The sequence below is a fragment of the Helcococcus bovis genome (genome assembly GCF_046035835.1).
GTDB classification, from domain to species: domain Bacteria; phylum Bacillota; class Clostridia; order Tissierellales; family Peptoniphilaceae; genus Helcococcus; species Helcococcus bovis.
Genome location: NZ_JBFNGB010000003.1, coordinates 37,594 through 56,758, shown reverse-complemented (window position 1 = coordinate 56,758; position 19,165 = coordinate 37,594). Strand labels below are relative to the sequence as shown.

At 30.0% G+C, this 19,165-nt stretch carries 17 protein-coding genes, 1 riboswitch and 1 other annotated feature; of the genes, 14 read left to right on the top strand and 3 right to left on the bottom strand.

The features are described 5' to 3' along the window. Positions 1–141: 141 nt before the first annotated feature. Positions 142–1,317, bottom strand: coding sequence for an IS110 family RNA-guided transposase (locus ABGF48_RS01745; RefSeq protein WP_408104634.1), 1,176 nt, complete (start codon positions 1,315–1,317; stop codon positions 142–144). Between the two features lie 272 nt (positions 1,318–1,589). Here ABGF48_RS01745 and ABGF48_RS01740 point away from each other — a divergent pair, with 272 nt between their 5' ends. The 7 genes from ABGF48_RS01740 to ABGF48_RS01710 all read left to right on the top strand — a co-directional run bounded on the left by ABGF48_RS01740 (position 1,590) and on the right by ABGF48_RS01710 (position 9,430). Further along, positions 1,590–1,952, top strand: a complete 363-nt coding sequence (locus tag ABGF48_RS01740; protein WP_408104633.1) for a TIGR02328 family protein — start codon at positions 1,590–1,592, stop codon at positions 1,950–1,952. A gap of 140 nt (positions 1,953–2,092) precedes the next feature. Further along, the gene (locus ABGF48_RS01735) at positions 2,093–5,239 is read left to right on the top strand and encodes an LPXTG cell wall anchor domain-containing protein (protein WP_408104632.1); all 3,147 of its coding nucleotides are present in this window, start codon (positions 2,093–2,095) and stop codon (positions 5,237–5,239) included. Between the two features lie 298 nt (positions 5,240–5,537). After that, complete coding sequence (locus tag ABGF48_RS01730; RefSeq protein WP_408104631.1) at positions 5,538–6,131, top strand: Gfo/Idh/MocA family protein; 594 nt, start codon at positions 5,538–5,540, stop codon at positions 6,129–6,131. Between the two features lie 195 nt (positions 6,132–6,326). Next, a complete protein-coding gene (locus tag ABGF48_RS01725; protein ID WP_408104630.1) occupies positions 6,327–7,298 on the top strand; it encodes a PTS sugar transporter subunit IIB in 972 nt (323 codons plus the stop codon). A 9-nt stretch (positions 7,299–7,307) separates the two neighbouring features. Next, positions 7,308–8,120 (top strand): PTS mannose/fructose/sorbose transporter subunit IIC, encoded by an 813-nt coding sequence (locus ABGF48_RS01720; RefSeq protein WP_408104629.1) that lies wholly within the window; start codon positions 7,308–7,310, stop codon positions 8,118–8,120. A gap of 10 nt (positions 8,121–8,130) precedes the next feature. Then, entirely contained in the window at positions 8,131–9,051 is a 921-nt protein-coding gene (locus ABGF48_RS01715) for a PTS system mannose/fructose/sorbose family transporter subunit IID (protein ID WP_408104628.1), read from the top strand. 1 nt (position 9,052) lies between these two features. Further along, a complete protein-coding gene (locus ABGF48_RS01710) occupies positions 9,053–9,430 on the top strand; it encodes a DUF956 family protein (RefSeq protein ID WP_408104627.1) in 378 nt (125 codons plus the stop codon). 360 nt (positions 9,431–9,790) lie between these two features. Here ABGF48_RS01710 and ABGF48_RS01705 read toward each other — a convergent pair whose 3' ends face one another. Then, on the bottom strand, positions 9,791–10,801 hold the full coding sequence (locus tag ABGF48_RS01705; protein WP_408104626.1) for a sugar-transfer associated ATP-grasp domain-containing protein: 1,011 nt from the start codon (positions 10,799–10,801) through the stop codon (positions 9,791–9,793). Next, on the bottom strand, positions 10,794–12,332 hold the full coding sequence (gene murJ, locus ABGF48_RS01700; protein WP_408104625.1) for a murein biosynthesis integral membrane protein MurJ: 1,539 nt from the start codon (positions 12,330–12,332) through the stop codon (positions 10,794–10,796). The genes ABGF48_RS01705 and murJ overlap by 8 nt, the downstream gene beginning before the upstream one ends. A gap of 111 nt (positions 12,333–12,443) precedes the next feature. On the opposite strand from murJ, the gene ABGF48_RS01695 reads away from it, so the two are divergent. The 7 genes from ABGF48_RS01695 (at position 12,444) to ABGF48_RS01665 (ending at position 18,944) form a co-directional block, all read left to right on the top strand. Further along, positions 12,444–13,886 (top strand): alpha-amylase, encoded by a 1,443-nt coding sequence (locus tag ABGF48_RS01695; RefSeq protein ID WP_408104624.1) that lies wholly within the window; start codon positions 12,444–12,446, stop codon positions 13,884–13,886. 36 nt (positions 13,887–13,922) lie between these two features. Beyond that, positions 13,923–14,034, top strand: a riboswitch (FMN riboswitch). 110 nt (positions 14,035–14,144) lie between these two features. Beyond that, positions 14,145–14,759: an ECF transporter S component gene (locus ABGF48_RS01690; RefSeq protein WP_408104623.1), complete on the top strand. Its 615-nt coding sequence runs from the start codon at positions 14,145–14,147 to the stop codon at positions 14,757–14,759. 11 nt (positions 14,760–14,770) lie between these two features. Beyond that, the gene (locus tag ABGF48_RS01685; protein ID WP_408104622.1) at positions 14,771–15,469 is read left to right on the top strand and encodes a pseudouridine synthase; all 699 of its coding nucleotides are present in this window, start codon (positions 14,771–14,773) and stop codon (positions 15,467–15,469) included. 7 nt (positions 15,470–15,476) lie between these two features. Beyond that, a complete protein-coding gene (udk, locus tag ABGF48_RS01680; RefSeq protein WP_408104621.1) occupies positions 15,477–16,118 on the top strand; it encodes a uridine kinase in 642 nt (213 codons plus the stop codon). A 22-nt stretch (positions 16,119–16,140) separates the two neighbouring features. Then, positions 16,141–16,383 (top strand) — a binding site (T-box leader). 91 nt (positions 16,384–16,474) lie between these two features. Further along, complete coding sequence (locus ABGF48_RS01675) at positions 16,475–17,488, top strand: methionine ABC transporter ATP-binding protein (RefSeq protein WP_408104620.1); 1,014 nt, start codon at positions 16,475–16,477, stop codon at positions 17,486–17,488. Beyond that, the gene (locus ABGF48_RS01670; protein WP_408104619.1) at positions 17,481–18,122 is read left to right on the top strand and encodes a methionine ABC transporter permease; all 642 of its coding nucleotides are present in this window, start codon (positions 17,481–17,483) and stop codon (positions 18,120–18,122) included. Before ABGF48_RS01675 ends, ABGF48_RS01670 begins: the two co-directional genes overlap by 8 nt. Positions 18,123–18,140: 18 nt before the next feature. Then, positions 18,141–18,944: a MetQ/NlpA family ABC transporter substrate-binding protein gene (locus ABGF48_RS01665; RefSeq protein ID WP_408104618.1), complete on the top strand. Its 804-nt coding sequence runs from the start codon at positions 18,141–18,143 to the stop codon at positions 18,942–18,944. The last annotated feature ends 221 nt before the right edge of the window (positions 18,945–19,165 follow it).

Genomic DNA, 19,165 nt, shown 5'->3' with positions numbered 1-19,165 from the left:
TTTGCAGTGCTCATGGATTATAATTTTTTATCTAAAACCTGTCAAGGGAGAGCACCTTGACAGAACTTAGCTAAAAAATTACTTAAATTTGTGCACAGCAAACAAACCTAATAATTTAGGTGAAAAAAACAATATTAACAATTAAATATTTGGAGTATACAACTTGTTGTCACGCAATACTGCAAAAATGATGTTAGTAAGCTTTCTAGCAACGGCTCCAATAGTTGTTCCATGGGCTTTTCCTCTGTCTCTCATACCTTGATAGTACTTAGATAGAGCAGGATCTCTAAATGCAGCAACAGTTGCTGATAGCCAAATTGCTCTTCTTAAGTATGGTGAACCTCTTTTAGATATTTTAGTATTTGAAGCACTAAATTCTCCGGATTGCTTAACTGAAACATCAAGACCAGCATAAGCAACTAACTGACTTGCTTTTTCGAATCTTGAAATATCACCAATTTCGGAATAAATTGCTGCTCCAAGAACTTCTCCAACACCTATAATGCTAGTAATTACAGGGCAAAGTTCATTAAGCATGAAAGAAATTTCTTCTTCAATTTCATAAATTTGATCTTCTAAAAATGAAATTTGATTAATGATTTGCTTGATTTGGAAAGAAAAAGATTTTTTAGCAAATTTAATTCCAAAGGAGTTTGAAGCTATAGCTTGAATCTCTTCAGCCTTTTTTAGACCAAAACGCCCTTTACTACATTTAGAAAGAAGATTTGCTAATTCTTGTGAAGAAATGGAGAGCATATCTTCTGGAAGAGGATATTTAGATAAAAGCTCTTTTGAAGTAACTCCATAGATATTAGAAAAAAGTGTTGAATATTCTGGAAAAACTTGGTCAAGAATAGCGACTAGTTTTCTTTTCCAATCAGAGCATTCATCAACTAAAGCAAATCTGTATCTTGAAAGATTTCTTAGTGCAAAAGTATCTTCATCAGAAAAATTTGAGATTGAGTATTCACCAAACCTCATAATTTGAGCGATAACAAACGAGTCAACAGCATCATTTTTGGTTTGTCTTATGTACATTTTTCTGAAAGCTTCTGATTGAATTGGATTTATGACGATACAATTAAATCCAAGCTCTAGAAGAAAAGAATAAAGACTAAGCCAATAGTGACCAGTTGCTTCCATTACAATAATGCAATTGTTAATATCAAGATTAAAATAATCAAGAAAATCCCTAAACTTTTCTAAACCTTTAATAGTATTAGAAAAAGATATACTTTTAGATAAGGATTTTCCAGAAGAGTCAATAATAGAAGCTTCGTGGTTTTTCTTTGCGATATCAATACCAATGTAAAACATAAAATCACCTAGTTTCAAAAAATTTAGATAGAAAAAGTTCCCTCTAGAACTTTACGACAATGCAACCTCGTTAGACATACAGCAACGAATGTGCTATCCAGCTCATACGCATAAAGACGTAAAGAAGAGGCGTAACCCTTAATAAGGAAGACAAAAGCTTCAAGGAGGAGAACTACGACCTCTATCTATACAACTATTATCCCATAAAGAATGTGGGATGAAAATAAAATATGTAGTTTTAACTACAACATTATTATACGAGGAGTATAGGATTGAGATTGTGGCATCAAGATTTAATTTGTAAATTACCTAGAAATCAACTTCTTGGTCAGCATAGAGAATATTGTGCTTTAAAGGGAAATGGTTGGAGGATAAGGCATAAGACTGTGGACTATGTATTTAATTATTCGCCCTACCACTTATATAGTTATCACACATTGGTCATGGATGAAATGGAAAAGAGGGGTTATAGGGTCTCTATAGAATGGATAAATAAAAATTATAGGGGCAAGAAAGCACCGGCATATAGAGAACTTAAAGAAGAAAATGTAGGTAAACCTATATACTCGGAGCATGATAAAAAATATATGCAAGAATGCATTCAAAATTTAAATGATAAAGGTATTTTTATATAATAAGTCTCTTTGTGATGGAGGCTATAATATAAATTAATAACCTGTAAGTTTGATTGAAAGATTTTAAATATATGATACAATATAATTGCTTTATTAATATACATATTAATAAAGTAACATATAGAAAGGGGTATTTTATTTTGAGAAATAAAATTATGATTAAGAGACGTGTTAGTTTCATGCTCGTATTTGCTATCTTATTTGGTTTTTTTACACCTTTTAGTAATATGAAGAGTGTGTCAGCGGCAGGTCTGGAAAATATTGAAAGAAGTTTTTCAGTAGAAGTTGGAAGTGACACCTATAAAACAAATGGTGTATTAGATAATGTAATTAATGTAGACACTAGCCAGCTTCCTTTAAATGCTGATGGTAAGGGAGCGGTTACAGTTAACTTCCATGTAACTAACAAGGGGACTACAGCAGGTAATGTAGATAAAAATGCTTGGATTGGATTAGATACTAGTAGAGGACTTGCACCGGTTAGACACTATGTTAGCCCTGAAGATGATGCTAAAGGTTTTAAAAGTTACAATAAAGTAGCTTATCCTTTCTTACACTCCAAGGGAAATGCAAAAAATCAATTACAAGCAGGTGATACTGTTACTCTTAAAATGGATTTTTTAGTAGATCCTAATGTAAATTCACAAATAATTGTAAAGCAATATCTTACTAACCCAAATCCTGAAAAAGTAACTGTAAACTTTACAAATGTCAAAAAGGATGTTGAAGCAAATCCTAGTAAGTATTTAGCACCTACTATGACTTTAGAAGCAGGATTAAGCTTGTTATCAACAAGTATGCAAGCACCTAATCGACAAGATAGAGTGGATATAAAAGGATTATTAGAAGCTAATGGAGAAGTAAAATCCAAGTTTAGATATGAAATTCAAAATACTTCATCCTATCTTGCACCTGTAAAAACTCAACTAGTCTTTTCGGATAATGTGAGACTTGAAAATTTATCAAATAATGGTTTAAATGCTAGCATTGATCAAAATATTGTAACTATTGATGGACAACTTAATGGAGGGAAAGTAGGACTTGTAGAGCTTGATTTACTTGTTGATGGTAAACAAGGTTCACTAGTAGAGGTTAAGCATGTCTTTGCTGGTGCTGCAAGTCAAGATCAGTCTCTAAAGGCAGATCTTTACAACTCTGATTTTGAAGCCTATAAGGCAAAAGTCTTGGCTAACCCAAAAGCTTACTTAGAAGATGAAATAAGTGTTATCTTATACTATCCTGATGGTACAAAAGGAAGAGAAATAAATGTAAGCAAGGGACAAAAGTTCGAAGACTTAATTGATATAGATCAATATAGAAACGCAGATGGAAAAGTTAATCTTGATCTTGTGTATAAATTCAGAAATACTTCAGATTTAACACTAAATAATATAAACTTTATAACAGAATTTAATAGTAGTAAATCTGTAACTGATTTTACACTTGTAAACAATTCCGGCTTAGATGTTAAATTTAGACAATTAGGACAAAATGATTCAGGTTATTTAAAAGAAACTGATTTAAAAGCTTTCGCTAACTACGATCCTTCTCAACTAAGCTTAATGCACACAACAGGCTCAATAGCTCCTAAGAGTGAATTTGTTGTAAAATTAAATCATGAAATTACTCCTGGAAAAAAACTATTTTGGAGAGAATATCCTTCTTCACCAAGACAATTTAATACCGGTGTAAATTCTCTAGTTACTTATCCAATCTTTAACAGGGATAAAATAGCAGATGTGCCACTAGTATTAGTTTTAGAAACGGAAAATCCCGGTGTTTTCAAAGTAGCTACGGATCTTAAAGATATAGATGTAAGATTAAGCCCTGAAGAAATTAAGTTTAGTAACAATGCATATACTAATTGGAAAGATACTGTATCAGAGAATGTTTTATACTATGGTGGCAGCTATGTTATAGACTCTATGAAAATCTTTAATATGATAAAAAGTTTTGGTTACTCTGTTAATATCATAGGTGGGCAAGGTGGTATAGACCTTGGATTTATGTCTAATATGGAAGGCCCGGATGTTTTTGAAAATGGAGATATACAAAAATACTATTATTATACAACAAACGGAGGAGCTATTCTTCTAGACTATAACAATCTTGGAAGTGGAATTACAGGGGATCAAGAATTTATTCATTTAGAAGTTCAAAAGATTTTTGAAAGTAAACCTGTAAGCATTTATCAAGGGCAAGCATGGACTCCTGGAGATTCTTTAGTATTTTTCAATCCAAACTATCCTGGTGTTACAGACTATACAGTAACGGACAATGTAGACACCAATACTCCTGGTGTATATAATGTAACATTTACTTATAAGATTAAGGATGATGTAGTTATAACAAAGACTGATGTAGTTAATGTTTTACCTATACCGGGTGCATCTGTCATGCCTAAAGTACAAGGTATAGTTGAAGGACAAGATATAGATACTGTTGAAGTTACAACAGAAGATAAAAATGCAAAAGTAAGTGTTAAGGGCGACTTAAGCAAAGGCTTAGTATTTGAAAATAATATTTTAAGCGGAAGTCCACAAATAGATGACTGGGCAGTAGATGAAGAACAAAGAGAAATAAAACTTACACTTCTAGTAGAAAATTCTGTGGCACCTTCTTCAGAATTGACAGTATATATACTTGTTCAAAGAGATACAGATGGTGACGGTACACCGGATGTTGAAGATCTAGATGATGATGGAGATGGATTTACAGATGAAGCAGAAAAAGCTGCCGGTACAAATCCAAAAGATGCAAAAGAAGTACCATTAACAGGTCTACAAGCAATAGCTGGTGTAAAAGTTGAACCAAAAGAACAGACTGTAGTTGAAGGTAAGGAAATAAAAGCAGTTATAGTAAGTCCGGAAGACAAACAAGCAAAAGTTACAGTAGAAGGACCACTATTTAAAGGTTTGAGATTTGAAAATAATGTGTTAACTGGAAGTCCACAAGTAGACGATTGGTCAGTAGATGAAGAAGAAAGAAGACTAGAAGTTACTTTCTTAGTAGAAAATTCTGACGGGTCAAAAGTTAGACAAACTGTTACAATCTTGGTGCAAAGAGAAAAGGTTGAAAACACAGATACTCCAAAAGATCCTATCGTAAATGATAAAGAAGATAAACCATCCCAATCTGAACAAGATTTAAACAAAGATAATAAAAAAGATATGAAGTCTCCTAACACAGGCGACAGTCATAGTCTTGTACTAAGCTTAGCATTTATAACAGTTACACTAGTAGCATTATATTATGTAACAAAAAGAAAAAAAGAATTAGATAAATAATCTACAAACATAAAATGTGGTGTAGCAGAATAGACGATTTCTATTTTGTGCACCACTTTTTTTTCTAAAATATGCCTTTCATATATCAGTTAGATAGAAGTTACCTGCTACAAAAATTTCTATAAAATAAAGAAAATGAAATAATACTCATTATCCATATATCAAAAAGGTCCTTGAAGCTGGTAAAAATGTTTTATCTGAAAAAATAATAGTTCTAAATGTCGACCAACTAAAAGTTTGCGTGTAAATTGCTAAAGAAAAAAACTTGTTTTTAGTTGAATCCATGACTATCCATTATATGCCTTTATTCAGAAAAATTAAAGCATGGATAGAAGAACATAATCTTGGTAAATTAAAAATGATTCAGGTGAATTTTGGAACTTTTAAAAATTTTGAAGACAGATATTTCTTTAAAAAAGAATTAGCCGGTGGAGCTCTATTTGATATAGGGGTATATGCCCTAAATTTTGTAAGATTTTTTATTTCTCAGAAACCTGACCAAATATCAAGTTATGTAAACATACATGAGTCAGGTGTTGATGAATCTTCATCAATAATTCTGAAAAACAAGAAAGAAGAGTTAGCTACTGTTTCCCTTACTTTCAGAGCTAAAATGCCAAAACGAGGACTTGTAGCCTATGAAAAAGGATATGTAGAAATTAATGAGTATCCACATGCGACAGAAGCTACACTTGTTAAACTAAATGGAGAAAGAGAAAGTCTTAAACTTGGGGATAGCAATAGAAGACTTGCTTATGAAGTGGAGTATATTTCAGAGCTTTTAGAAAAAACAAATGAAAATAAATACTTAAATTATACAATTGATGTATTAGAAATTATGGATGAATTAAGACAATCTTGGAAGTTAAAATATGAGGGGGAAGAAGTTTAATTTTATAAGCAAAACGAGTAATGAAATAGTTTAAATTAATTACTGATAAAAACATATAAAGCTATTAATGATAGATAAAAGAAGTATTTTAAGCCGAAGAATACATTTTCATAATTTTGAAAAACAGTTTTAAAAATTTACTAATTTTTGATATTATATACTTGACTAGTAAATAGTCACGAAAAGGAGGAATTTATGTTAGGTATTATACTAGCAAGTCATGGTAGTCTAGCTGAAGGAGTTAAAGAAGCTGGACAAATGATTTTTGGACAACAAAGCAATCTAGCGACTTGTACACTTATGCCAAACGAAGGACCTGATGATATTAGAAATAAGATTGAATCAGCTATTAAATCATTTGATAATCAAGATCAAGTGCTTATACTAGCTGACCTATATGGGGGTACCCCTTTCAATCAATCATCTGCTTTGTTGGCTGGTAAGGAAGACAAGTGGGCTATAGTGGCGGGATTAAACTTGCCTATGTTTATTGAAGCTCTATCTTCAAGGATGGACCCGGAAATGAATGCCCATGATATTGCAAAACATCTTGTATCTGAAACAAGACAAAATATAAAGGCTTATCCTGAAGCGTTACAAAAAGAGGAAAGTCCTAAAAAAGAAGTTTCTGATAAATTTGCTCAAGGCCAAGTTGTTGGAAATGGCAAAATAGAGTATGTTTTATGTAGAATTGACACAAGACTCTTACATGGTCAAGTTGCTACCTCATGGACTAAGACTACAAAACCAAATAGAATTATTGTAGTAAGTGATGAAGTTGCCAAAGATAATTTAAGAAAGAATATGATTATAGAAGCTGCACCATCAGGTGTTAGGGCTCATGTTGTGCCAATTTCAAAAATTGTTGAGGTTGATAAGGATCCTAGATTTGGAAACACAAAAGCTATGTTATTATTTGAAAATCCGGAATCCTTATTAAAGGCAGTTAAGGCTGGCTTAAGTGTTAAGCATGTAAATATAGGATCAATCGCTCATTCATTAGGAAAGGCAGTTATCACAAATGCAGTCGCTATGGGAAAAGATGATTATGAAGCCTTAGCAGAGCTAAGCGAACTAGGTATCGAATTTGACGTGAGAAAGGTGCCTTCAGATAGCGATCAAAAATTTGAAAATATAATGAAAAAAGCTAAAAATGAGCTTTATTAAGGAGAAAAAATGAGTACTATTCAAATTATTTTAATTTTTATAATAGCATTCTTAGCAGGTATGGAAGGAGTTTTAGACCAATTCCAATTCCACCAACCTTTAGTTTCAGCAACTTTGATTGGTTTAGTTACAGGTCATTTAGAAGCTGGGATTATACTAGGGGGATCTTTGCAATTAATCGCTCTAGGTTGGGCTAACGTTGGTGCAGCCATTGCTCCGGACGTTGCTCTTGCAAGTGTTGCTTCTGCAATTATTATGGTTCTTGGTCTTGAAGGAGGAACTGCAGATTTACAAACAACAATATCTACAGCTATAGTTTTAGCTATTCCACTTGCTGTAGCAGGACTATTTTTAACAATGTTAGTAAGAACAATCAGTATTACTCTGGTTCATGGTATGGATAAGGCTGCAGAAACAGCTAATTTTAAAGGTATCGAGATGCTTACTTATGCAGCTGCATCATTGCAAGGTTTAAGAATTGCTATACCAGCTCTATTACTTTGCTTCATAAGCCCGGAAGTTGTTACAAATACACTTAATTCAATGCCTTCATGGCTTGCAAATGGTATGTCAATTGGTGGTGGTATGGTTGCTGCAGTTGGTTATGCTATGGTTATTAACTTGATGGAAACAAAAGAAACTTGGCCATTTTTTGCTTTAGGTTTTGTATTATCAGCAATACCACAATTAACTCTAATTGGTCTTGGTGTAATCGGTATATCATTAGCTCTTATCTATACAACACTTAAGAGATCAGGTTCAAATAACAATGGTGGCGGCAATTCAGGTGACCCATTAGGCGATATTTTGAACGATTATTAGGAGGAAAGATATGACAGAAAATAGATTAACACTTACTAAAAAAGACCGTATGAATATTGCTATTCGTCACCAATTGTTACAAAGTTCTTGGAATTATGAACGTATGCAAAATGGTGGTTGGGCATATTCAATGATTCCGGCAATTAAAAAATTGTATCCTACAAAAGAAGGACAAGTTGCCGCATTACAAAGACACTTAGAATTCTATAATACTCACCCTTACGTATCAAGTCCAGTACTTGGTGTAACCTTAGCTCTTGAAGAAGATAGGGCAAATGGTGCTCCAATTGATGATGCGACAATCCAAGGTGTTAAAGTAGGTATGATGGGACCATTAGCTGGTGTAGGGGATCCTTTATTCTGGTTTACTCTTAGACCAATTTTGGGAGCACTAGGTGCTAGCTTGGCTCTCACAGGAAGTATTATGGGACCTTTACTATTCTTCTTTGCATGGAATATTATTAGAATTGTTTTCGAATGGTATACACAAGAATTTGGATATAAAGTTGGTAGAGAAATTACCAAAAACTTATCAGGCGGTTTATTGGGTATGATAACAGAAGTTGCTTCTATACTTGGTATGTTTATCATAGGGGCATTAGTAAATAGGTGGGTAAGCATTTCATTTGCACCTGTTGTATCCAGAATTACTCAATCTCCCGGAGCCTATATCGAATGGGCAAAATTACCTCAAGGAGCAGAAGGTATAAAGCAAGCATTATCTATGTATGATTCAATCGGACCAAGTGCTTTAGACCAAATAAAGGTTACAACATTACAAAGTAACTTAGACCAATTAATACCGGGTTTAGCAGCCTTGATACTTACATTAGTATGTTCTAGACTATTGAAAAAGAAGGTTTCTCCAATTGTGATTATATTAGCCTTATTCGTAGTTGGTATTGTTGGACACGTAATAGGTATTTTCTAGAATGTTTAACTCTCAAAACAAAGAAGTTACATTTTCTATAAAGGCAAGCCATCTTACAGGGATTCCTTCATATGGAAATGTATACCTAGGAGATAAAGCTTTTGAATATTATAATGAAAAAAATGTGAATGACTTTGTACAGATTCCTTGGGATCAAATATCCCACATATCTGCATCAGTCATACTAGGTAAAAAGATTAATAGGTTTGCTATTTTCACAAAAAGTAATGGACACTTTACATTTTCTACTAGAGATAATAAAAAAACTCTTAAATCTATGGGAAATTATTTCCCGGTAGAAAAAATGTACAGGTCTCAGTCTCTGGTATCATTTTTTAATAAAAAGATAAAAAATTTATTTAGGTCAAATAAAAAGTGAGAAAAGCTGTGAACTATATTAATTTGTAAAAGATTTAAATATTAAGTCTTATATTGTTAAGTAAATATATAATATTTTTAAATCCTTCTGATTAGGTTAATTAATCGAATCAGGAGGATTTTTTATGTCATAAACATATCTGGGTAATAGTCCCTATTAGATAAAATATCTTTTTTAAATTAATTCTGATCAGATATTTTATTTTCAACTTAATTATTATATAAAATTTATTAAATTTACTTTTCTTGATTTTAGTTATATAAAACCAAAGACACAGTTTCAAAAAAATTTCAATGCTCTGTTATATTTATAAAAAAACAGGATCAGAAATCTCCTGATTTCTAATCCTGTTTTTCCATTCTATCTAAGTTTAATTCCCATTTTGTCTTCAAATACTTTGACAAATCCTTTTCCATCTTTCATATGGATATATGTTTGGAATAAATCGGGGCCCGGAAATTCATTTGCCTCTATAATTAATGGACCATCTTCTGATATGGCAATGTCCCACCCAATATATCTTAGCTCTTTGTGTAAACTAGCAGCTTTAATTGCTAGTTCTTTTAATTCTTTTATCATGGGTATTTGGAATCCCGTGTAATCAAATCCTGTTAATTTATTTTTAGTAATTATTGATTCTAAAGGAACGTTTGTATATAGTGGTTTATCGATGACTCCATCCTCTGATAGTAATGTCCAGTATCCTCCAAGACTTCCGTTATCTAGGTAGCTATCAGTTTGAGATACCCTTAAAACCATGTAAATTACACTAACTTCACCTTTTTCATTTATTACTGTTCCTGTACGAATGGTATTTATTGAGTTTAAGGATAATTTGTTCATATCCTTATGTTGAGTGATGCCTTCTTCAATTAAGTATTTATTTTCACTTAATAGTCTATTAAATAATTTTTCTGTATTAGTAATTTTGTTAGAAAGAATTCTTTCTACGCCCTTTCCTCCACAAGAATATGGATCTTTAGCAAATATGATTTCATTTTTTTTTAAGAAGTCCTTAAAATTATTCATATTAGATTTTTTAATATTAATAAAATCTCTGCCTAAAAAATCTTTGTATTCTTCAACAAAGTCATCTTTATTTGTTAGATATTTGTAAGAATCTTCATTAATAAACATTTTATAAATTTTACTATTATCTTTATAAAGTGTTAAGTAACTATCCCTAATTTCTTTATCCTTAACTCTATCGAAGTTGCTACTGTAGTATGTAATCCATGTATTTCCATCATTTTTGTATGACTTATACATGTCGATAAATAAATCAAGTTTAGTTCTACCTGATCTTTTTGACATATCCTTTAATATTAACCATATACTTTTCCAATCTGCATTAAATATCTTTTTAATCATTTTTTTTAACCTTTTGTTTAATAAATCTATGATATAATTTATTTACTAAATTCATTACTTCAGGTATTCTTGCAAATATAATTAAAATCATAAACACAAAAATAGATATTATTATTGAAGAAATTAAAGCTAAAATATAGCTTGTTGTTTGTAATAAATTATAAATCAATAGTGTAAATATTCCCATAATAGAACTTATTATTGCTATTTTAGTTATTTTGTGTAAGAATTGCATAAATTCTATACTTCCGTAATGCTTTCTGAATGAATATATTTCATAACTTGCTGCTGATATTGAAGCGATAGCGGTAGCTATGGCTAATCCATTTAGTCCCCAAAAATATGAAAGGATTACATCAAGAGTTATATTTAATGAAACTTGTATAAGTGTTGCATAAATAGGGATTTTAGTGTTTTGAAGAGAATAAAAGCCTCTATTTATTATTTGTTTTATTGAAAATCCTAAAATTGTAGGAGTGTAGAAAAATAGCACGCCTGAAATTATTGCAGTTGAGTTTTGATTAAATACACCTCTTTCAAGTAATATTTTTACCAAAGGTTTAGATAATATCATAATTCCAATCATGGAAGGAATTATAAGTATGTATGCTGCTGTTAAACCACTCATCATAGTTTTTTTCATTTCCTTAATTCTATTTTCACTTGCAAGTTTACTCATTGATGGGTAAATGGACGTTGTAATTGAAACTATTATAACTCCAGAAATCAATTGGTAAATTAGATTTCCATATTTAATTGATGAAACACCCCCGGTAGGCATTATAATAGAAGCTAATGATTGATCGGTTATGGTCAATAAATCCATTGCTGATATTGAAATCAGAAGTGGAATAGCAAACTTTATTAATTTGTAAATGTATTTATCCTTAAAATCTAAAACTATTTTATGAGAATAGTATTCAGATTTAATTGCTGATGGGAATAAAAAATATTTTAAAAATTCAGTTATTAATATTCCGTAAGCAATTATATAATAATTTTTTAATTTTACAGAGATAATTAAAGTTATTACATGGAAAAAGTTCATTATTATACCTGGAGTTTCAGAAATTATAAATCTATTTTTCATTTGTAAAAATGCAATGAAAATAGCTGAAATCATAGTTGGATATAATGAAAAAGCAAATATTCTTGTGAATTGTATACTTATTTCCCTTTTTTCTCCTGCGTAAGCTGGAGCGAATATTGATACAAGAATAGGAGCTATTAATATAATGATTGCAATAAATACAGTTGAAATAAGCATTATAATGTTAAGTAAATTTGAAGTAAATAGTTTAGCTTTATTTTCTCCATGTTTTGTCTTTATTTCGGTATAAATAGGGATATAACCAGCTACTAAGGATGTTAAAATTGATCCAAATAAAATAAAAGGGATCGTAGATGCTGTGCTATAAGCATCCATTATATTGCTGGTACCTAAAAAATACGCAAAAGCTTGTTCTCTAATTAGTCCTGTTAATTTTGATAACAAAGTTATTATCATTAAAAAAATTGTAGTTCTTCTCATTCTAACCTCTCTCTACAAAATTATAGCATATTGTGAGAAAAAATTATTTAAATATATTATAATGGGTATAATATAAAATATTTATAAAATTTAAAATTAAGGGGGATAATTATGAATGGTTTAATGTTACAAGGTTTTGAGTGGTATTTGCCAGAAGATGGTAAGCATTTTGTCAGACTAATGGAACAATTGGAATACCTAAAAGAAAAAGGATTTACAGCAATTTGGTTGCCACCAGTTACAAAAGGTACTGGAAGTAATGATGTAGGGTATGGAGTTTATGATCTTTATGATTTAGGAGAATTTGATCAAAAGGGAACTGTGCGTACAAAATATGGTACAAAGCAAGAATTACTAAATTTAATTAATAAAGCACATGAATTAGACATTCAAATATATGCTGACTTTGTATTGAACCATAAAGCTGGTGCGGATGAAACTGAAGTTTTTAAGGCAGTAAAAGTTAACGAAAATAATAGATTAGAAGAGATTGAAGAAGCTAAAGATATAGAAGGATGGACTAAATTTACATTTCCTGGTAGAAATGGAAAATATAGCGATTTTAAATGGGGATTCCAACATTTTAATGGTGTAGATTATGATGCTAAAACTGGTGAAAATGGAATTTTTAAGATTATTTGGGAAAATAGAGATTGGAATCAAAGTGTATCTGGTGAAAAAGGAAATTATGATTATTTAATGTTTGCAGATATTGATCATTTTAATCCTGATGTAAGAAATGAATTATTTAATTGGGTAAAATGGTTTGTAAATGAAACAAAAATAGATGGTATAAGATATGATGCTTTAAAACACATTGATAGTAATTTTATAAGAGAGTTTACAAATTATATCTTAAGTGAAATAAAAAATGATTTCTATTTTGTTGGAGAATATTGGGAAAATAATATAGATAGTTTGACTAATTTTATTGACTCAACAGATCAAAATGTTGATTTATTTGATGTTACACTCCATTATAAATTGCATGAAGCATCAGTGTCTGGAGAAGGATATGATTTAAGATGGTTATTTGACGATTCTGTAGAAAGTAAAAGAAAGATGAATTCAGTAACATTTGTGGATAATCATGACTCTCAATTAGGACAATCTCTACAATCTTGGGTAGATAACTGGTTTAGAGAAATAGCCTATGCATTAATTCTTTTAAGAGAACATGGATATCCATGTGTATTTTATGGCGATATTTATGGTATAGCGGATGGTTCTGAATATGCAGGAATGAAAGAAAAATTGGATATTTTATTAGATCTTAGAAAAAATTATGCATATGGAGAACAAAAACTTTATTTACAAGATGGAAATACTATTGGTTTTGTAAGATATGGTGATGAACATCATCCAGGAAGAATGGCTGTATTAATTTCAAACTCAACAGAAAAAACATTAAACATGCATGTAGGACAAGATCAGGCTGGAAAAGTTTATGTTGATAGACTAGGAAATAACGATGCTGAAATAACAATTGATGAAAATGGAAATGCTGATTTTTATGTTTCAGCTGGATCAGTTTCTGTATGGGTAGAAAAATAATTTGATAATAATATACAATAATGGTAACATATAAGTATAGATCTTCAGGGCAGGGTGAAATTCCCTACCGGCGGTAAAGTCCGCGAGCGCAAGCTGAATCGGTGAAACTCCGATACCGACAGTATAGTCTGGATGGAAGAAGATATATTGATTTGCGGTATTTTAAATACTGTTATTAATTATGTTTTTGAATGCCCCGAAGTATCGGGGCAATTAATTTTTTAAATTGCCCTAAAAAAGATATTTAGGGAGGATTTTATGGAAGCAGTTAACAAGAAGGTTGATGTTTTTTCAATCAGTAATATGGTGAAAATGTCGATTTTTGCGGCTATGGCGGGAGTGCTTATGTTATTTAAGTTTCCTATACCAATAGCACCACCATTTATGACGGTAGATTTTAGTGATGTGGCAACACTTGTTAGTGGATTTATATTAGGTTCAGTATCAGGGGTTATAACTGTAGTATTGAAAAATTTAATAAATTTAATGTTAAATGGTACAACTACAGCTTATGTAGGAGAATTATCAAATATTATAGTTGGAAGTACATTTGTCGTTATCTCATCTTTAATCTATAGTCATAAAAAGACTAAATATACAGCGATTTTAGGGTTAATAATTGGGATAATTGGGATGAGTGTAGTAGCTACATTATCAAACTATTTTGTGATATTTCCTATTTATGCTAAGGTTTTTCATATACCAGTAGATGGATTTGTAAAATTTGTACCAAAATCATATAATATTGTAACAAATTATTATGATTTAATGATTCTTTCTGTATTACCATTTAATATAGTAAAAGGTACATTAAATGCTATAGTTACATTTTTAGTTTATAAAAAAATTTCAAAAGCAATGAAAAAAAATTAATGGGATAAATTATGAGAATAGATAAATACCTATCTAACACAGGTATTGGAACAAGAAAAGAAGTAAAACAATATATAAAAAATGGGTTGATTTTGGTTAATGATAAAGTTGTTTTGAAACCAACTCAACAAGTTGATGAAAATACTGATAAAATCAAATTTAAAAATCAAGAAATCATATATAAGAAATACATTTATTTAATGATGAATAAACCCCAAGGATATATATCTGCTACAAGAGATTATAACGATACGGTACTTGATATTTTAGATGAACAATATCAAAATAAAGAAATATTTCCAGTTGGAAGACTTGATAAAGATACTGAAGGATTGCTTTTATTAACAAATGATGGCAAGTTAGCACATGAGCTTTTATCACCTAAAAAGAAGGTTGACAAAAAATATTATGCAAAAGTTGATAATGTTTTAAGTGAAGAAGATATTGAAAAATTTAAAACTGGAATTTATTTAGAAAAAGAACAATATCTTACAATGCCGGCAAAATTAGAAATAATTTCTGATTTTGAATGCTATGTTTACATTAAAGAAGGTAAGTATCATCAAGTAAAGAGGATGTTAAAATCCTGTGGTAAAGAGGTTTTATATCTAAAAAGAATATCTATGGGGAACATAGAATTAGATAAGAATTTAGATCCTGGTGAATATAGAGAATTATCTGAAGAAGAAGTAGAAATTTTAAAAAATTAGAGGAATTATGGAAAATGTTACAATAATAGGTGTTTGTGGAGGCTCAGCTTCTGGAAAGACTACAATAGTTGATAAATTAAGAAAAAAATATGAAAATGATTTGGTAGTATTAGGACATGATTTTTATTATAAAGCTCACAATGATTTAAGTTTCGATCAAAGAGCAGACCTTAATTATGATCATCCAAGTGCTTTTGATACTGATCGTCTTATAGAAGATGTAAAAAAATTAAAAAACGGAGAAGAAATATATCGTCCTGTTTATGACTATTCAATTCATAATAGATCTGATGAGGTAGTTTTGGTAAAGCCAAAGCCTGTAATTGTAGTAGAAGGTATCTTAATCCTTGAAAATAAAGAATTAAGGGATATGATGGATATTAAAGTTTTTGTAGAAGCAGATGCGGATGAAAGAATTTTAAGAAGAATCCAAAGAGATGTTATTGAAAGAGGTAGAACTTTAGAATCAGTAATTACTCAATACAGAGATACTGTAAAAATCATGCACGACACATTTATTGAACCTTCTAAAAAATATGCTGATATAATCATTCCATATGGTGGTAAAAATGTAATTGCAATTGAAATGCTAATGAATACAATATCAAGTATAGTAGATAATCATAAAAATTTGACAAATGAAATGTAATATTATATAATATGACTTATAAATACTGACAAAGAAAAGAAGAGTAGTAAATATTAATTTTTTACAGAGAAAGCTCGTTCGCTGAGAGAGCTAAAAAACATATTTACGAACATGGTCTTGGAGTTTGATATGTCGAATGGAAACTTTAGATGTATCCGGGGTTCTTCCCGTTATCAAAAGATAGTAGTGAATGCGCTACTAATGAGGAAATAGTTGTGAAGCTATTTCAAAATAAGGTGGTAACACGTTTATGGGCGTCCTTATATGCTTAGGCATATAGGGACTTTTTTATATTAACTTTAAGATTTCTAGGTATTTATTATTTCTTTAGTGCACAAAAGAAAATGGAGAATGATATGATTGAACTAAAAAATTTAAATGTTACATTTAATAATGGGGACAGCATTTTTAAGGCTTGTGATGATGTAAGTTTCAAGGTTTCAAAAGGAGAAATCTTTGGGATAATCGGACTTAGTGGAGCTGGTAAATCAACACTTATTAGATGCATTAATGGATTACAAAAACCCGATAGTGGATCGATTAAAATTGAAGATGAGGAAATTATTGGTAAATCAGAAAAAGAGTTAAATAAAATAAGAAAAGAAATGTCCATGATATTTCAATCTTTTAATTTATTTAATCAAAAAACTGTTTATAAAAACATCTCGTATCCTTTAGAAATAGCTGGATATTCTAAAGATGAAATAGAAAAAAGAGTTGATGAATTGCTAAGCTTTGTTGATTTACAATCAAAGAAAAATGATTATCCTTCAAATTTATCCGGTGGACAAAAACAAAGAGTGGCAATTGCTAGAGCATTGGCTGTAAATCCTAAAATTTTACTATCCGATGAATCAACATCTGCTTTGGATCCGGCAAATACAAAAATGATACTTGATTTATTAAAAAAAGCGGTTAAAAAATTTAATTTAACTATTATATTGATTACTCATCAAATGGAAGTTTGTAGAGAAATATGTGATAGAATCGCTGTAATGGAAAATGGAAGGATAATAGAAGAAAATACAACGGAAGAATTATTTATTAATCCAAAGCATTCTATAACTAAAAGCTTTATTAGGGGAAATACTTATGAAGATAAAAATACAATTGATCACAGTGGAAAAAATCAACATTCAAAATACGTTGTTTTAAATTTTAATCACAATATTACAAAAAAAGCTATAGTAAGTGAAGTAATAAAACTTACCAATGTAGATGTTAGTATATTAGCTGGAAAGATTAATAGATTAAGTGAAAATACTGTAGGATTTTTAGAAGTAGAATTAATAGGTAGTGAAAATAATATAAATAAAGCTATAGAGATTTTTCAATCCTTTGGTGTAGTCGTGGAGGAAAAAAATGATTAAAATTTTATTAGATTCTATAAGAGAAACGGTATTTATGGTTTCTATATCAATGCTTTTAGCATTTTTAATCGGAACTCCAATATCTATCACTTTATACATTACTAGAAAAGACGGCTTAAAACCTAATTTTATAGTATATAGAGTACTAGATATCATAATTAATATATTAAGATCTGTACCATTTGTAATACTTATGATAATTTTAATGCCACTAAGTTTATTGATATTTGGAGAAAGTATTGGAACAACAGGGTCATTGGTACCTTTAACATTTGCTTCATTTCCATTTATTGCAAGGCTTATAGAGGCTTCATTCTTAAAAGTAGATAAGGGAATTATTGAAGCAGCGAAATCTATGGGAAGTAAAATATCAGAAATTATTTTTAAGGTTTTAATCCCGGAATCATTACCATTCATAGTCAATGATATTACAATTACCGTTATCAATCTAATTGGTTATTCGGCGATGGCTGGATCTCTTGGTGGTGGAGGATTAGGACAAATGGCAATTAGATTTGGTTTATACAATTTTAAGGCTGATTATTTGTTTTTAGCCGTTATAACAATAATTATTTTAGTTCAACTTATTCAATATTTTGGAACTTATTTATCAAGAAAATTAAATAAAATATAAAAAATATAGGAGAAAATTATGAAAAAAAAATTACTAAGCTTATTATTAGTTTTTGCTATTTTATTAGTAGGATGTGGGACAAAAGCAAAGGATATAGATTCGACTAAAAAGATAAAAATAGGTGTTAGTCCAGTTCCTCATGAAGAAATATCCAAAATTGCTCAAAAATTATTAAAAGAAGATGGAATTGAATTAGAAATTAAAGTTTTTGATGACTATGTACAACCTAATTTAGCATTAAATGATGGTTCATTAGATGCTAATTTCTTCCAACATTTACCATATTTAGAAACATTTAATAAAGAAAAAAATACAAAATTAGTAAGCATTGGTCCGGTTCACGTTGAACCTATAGCTTTATATTCATCTTCAGTAAAAAACATAAATGATTTTAAAGATGGAGCTGAAATATTAATTCCTGCAGACGCTTCAAATGGTTCAAGAGCATTATTCCTACTGGAAAAAAATGGATTAATCAAACTTAAAGAAGGTACTGGAAATTTAGTAACAGAGCAAGATATTGTTGAAAATAAGAAAAATATTAAATTTACCCCTGTTGATGCAGCATTAATACCTAAGGCTTATAAAGAAAAAGATGGTGCTGTAATTAACTCTAATTATGCAATACAAGCGGGATTAAACCCAGTTAAAGATGGTTTGGTAATAGAAGGTTCAGAAAGTAAATATTCAAACATAATTGCTGTAAAAGAATCCGATAAAAACAAAGAAATAATCAAGAAGTTATTAAAAGCGTTTCAATCAAAAGGAGTAAAAGAATATATTGAAAAGAACTTTAAAGGTGCTGTAGTACCTGCGTTTTAATCGGTTTTAAGATTTTATCTTAAATAACCTGTAAATTATATGATGTATTAAAATTACATGTAAAAATTCTCTGAAAAAGATTATTTTTTACATGTAATTTTTTGTTTTAATAATATTGTATGAAAATAAAAAATTGATTTACCTATATAGGAAATATATAGGTATTTTACATGATTTTTGTTAATGAATTTTACCAGTATATAATAAAATCTGATTATTTA